This is a genomic window from Longimicrobium sp., from assembly GCA_036389795.1.
Classification (GTDB): Bacteria; Gemmatimonadota; Gemmatimonadetes; order Longimicrobiales; family Longimicrobiaceae; genus Longimicrobium.
Genome location: DASVWD010000128.1, coordinates 1 through 2,372, shown reverse-complemented (window position 1 = coordinate 2,372; position 2,372 = coordinate 1). Strand labels below are relative to the sequence as shown.

At 77.2% G+C, this 2,372-nt stretch carries 1 protein-coding gene; it reads right to left on the bottom strand.

The features are described from left to right. Positions 1-2,372 (bottom strand): amino acid adenylation domain-containing protein (locus tag VF746_17365; GenBank protein ID HEX8694195.1); only part of this gene is annotated, 2,372 nt, incomplete at both ends.

The following is a 2,372-nucleotide window of genomic DNA, read 5'->3' as shown; positions in this document are numbered from 1 at the left end:
CAGCCGGTTCGCCCGCTCGTCCAGCGCGCGGTAGGTCAGCGACTCCTCCCCGCTGACCACGGCCACGGCGTCCGGCGTCCGCTCCGCCTGCTCCTCGAAGAGATGGTGGATGCAGCGGTGCGCGGGGTACCCGGCTTCCGTGCGGTTCCATTCCTCCAGCACCCGCCGGCGCTCCGCGCCGCCCAGGAGCTCCACGTCCGCCAGGCGCAGCTCCGGGCCGGAGGCCGCGATCCGGTCCAGCAGCCCGGCGAAGTGGCCGAGGAGCCGCGCGACCGCCTCGTCCTCGTACCGGCCGCGGTCGAACACGGCGCGGAAGGTGAGGCCGGCGTCCCGCGTGACGGTCAGGGTGAAGGGATGGCCGCCCTGCTCGACGCTCTCCCACGCCCCTTCCTCCAGCGCCGCCTCCCGCCGCGGATCGTCCTCGAAGGCGAGGAGGGTCCCGGAGAACGGCGTGCCGGCCGGCACCTCGCTCCGGCGCCGCACCTGCGCCGGCGGGGAGTGCTCGTGCCCGCGCGGCTCCGCCTGCCGGGCCTGCAGGGCGCGCAGCCAGTCCACCATCCGCTCGTCCTCGCCCACCCGCACGCGCACCGGCAGCGTGCGGGTGGAGAGCCCCGCCGTCTCGTCCACCCCGACCGGCTCCGCCGGCCGCCCGGAGACGGTGGCCCCGAACACCACGTCCGCCTCGCCGGAGTAGCGGGAGAGGAGGAGCGCCCACGCCCCCTGCGCCAGCGTGTCCACCGTCAGCCCGTGCCGGTGCGCCCACGCCTGCAGCGCCCCGGCCTCCCCGGCCCCCAGCCGCAGCTCGCGCCGCCCGAACCCGCCCGTCCCGCGGCTCTCGGCCCGCTCGATCCCCAGCGGCGTGGGGGAGCGGAGCCCGGCTTCCGCGCGCCTCCTGGACGGCGCGCGCTCCGGCGCGGGGAGCGCCTTCCGGTCCAGCTTCCCGTTCGGGGTCAGGAGGAGCCGCTCCAGGAAGACGAACGCGCCCGGCACCATGTACTCCGGCACGCTCCGCCGCAGGTGCGAGCGCAGCGCCTCCGGGTCCGCCTCGCCGACCACGTACGCCACCAGCCGCTTCCCGCCGGGCCCGTCGTCGCGCGCCACCACCGCGCAGTCGCGCACGGCGGCGTGCCGGCGCAGCACCGCCTCCACCTCTCCCGGCTCGATGCGGTAGCCACGGAGCTTCACCTGCTGGTCGAGGCGGCCCAGGAACTCCAGCGTGCCGTCCGCCCTCCACCGCGCCCGGTCGCCGGTCCGGTACAGCCGCGCGCCCGGCGCGCCGCCCAGGGCGTCGGGGACGAACTTCTCGGCCGAGAGCGCCGGGCGGCCTAGGTAGCCGCGCGCCACCTGCACCCCGCCCACGCACAGCTCGCCGGCGACGCCCACGGGGACCGGCCGCATCGCCGCGTCCAGCACGTAGACGCGGGTGTTCGGCACCGGCGCGCCGATCGGCACCGCGGCCGCCGCCGCGTCGTCCGCGCCGCACCGGTGGGCGCTGCTCCAGACGGTCGCCTCGGTGGGGCCGTATTCGTTGACCAGCGCGACGCCGGGGAAGCGCTCGCAGTGCCGCGCCACCAGCCCGGGGGGGCAGGGCTCGCCCGCGACGATCACCGTCTCCAGCGTCCTCCCCCACCCCCCGCCGTCGCCGACGAGCTGGGCGTAGAGCGACGGGACCGCCAGCAGGTGCGTGACGCCGGCGGCGTCGGCCAGCGCCCGGAGCCGCTCCGCGTCGCCGAGATCGTCCTCGCCCGGGAGCACCAGCGCGCCCCCGCCGCACAGCGTCCAGAACACCCCCGCCACCGCGCTGTCGAACGCGATGGAGGAGAGGAGGAGGTAGGCGCCGACCTTCCCGGGATAGAAGCGCTCGCGGGCGGCGGTGGAGCTCACCAGGTTCCCGTGGGTGACCATCACGCCCTTCGGCTTCCCCGTGGAGCCGGAGGTGTAGATCACGTACGCTAGGCTCCCGGGCGACGCCGCGCCCTCCAGGGCATCCGCCCCCGCCGCCCCGATCCGCGCCGCATCGCCATCGACGCTCACGACCTCCACGCCGGCCGGCACGGCCAGCCGGCCGCGCAGCTTCTCCTCGGTCAGCAGCACCGCCACGGCGGAGTCGGCCAGCATGAACGCCAGCCGGTCCGGCGGATAGCCCGGGTCCAGCGGCACGTACGCCCCGCCCGCCTTCAGCACGGCGAGGACCGCGGCCACCATCTCCGGGCCGCGCCGCAGGCAGACGGCGACCCGCGCCTCCGGCCCCACGCCCAGGCCGACGAGGTGGCGCGCCAGCCGGTTCGCCCGCTCGTCCAGCGCGCGGTAGGTCAGCGACTCCTCCCCGCTGACCACGGCCACGGCGTCCGGCGTCCGCTCCGCCTGCTCCT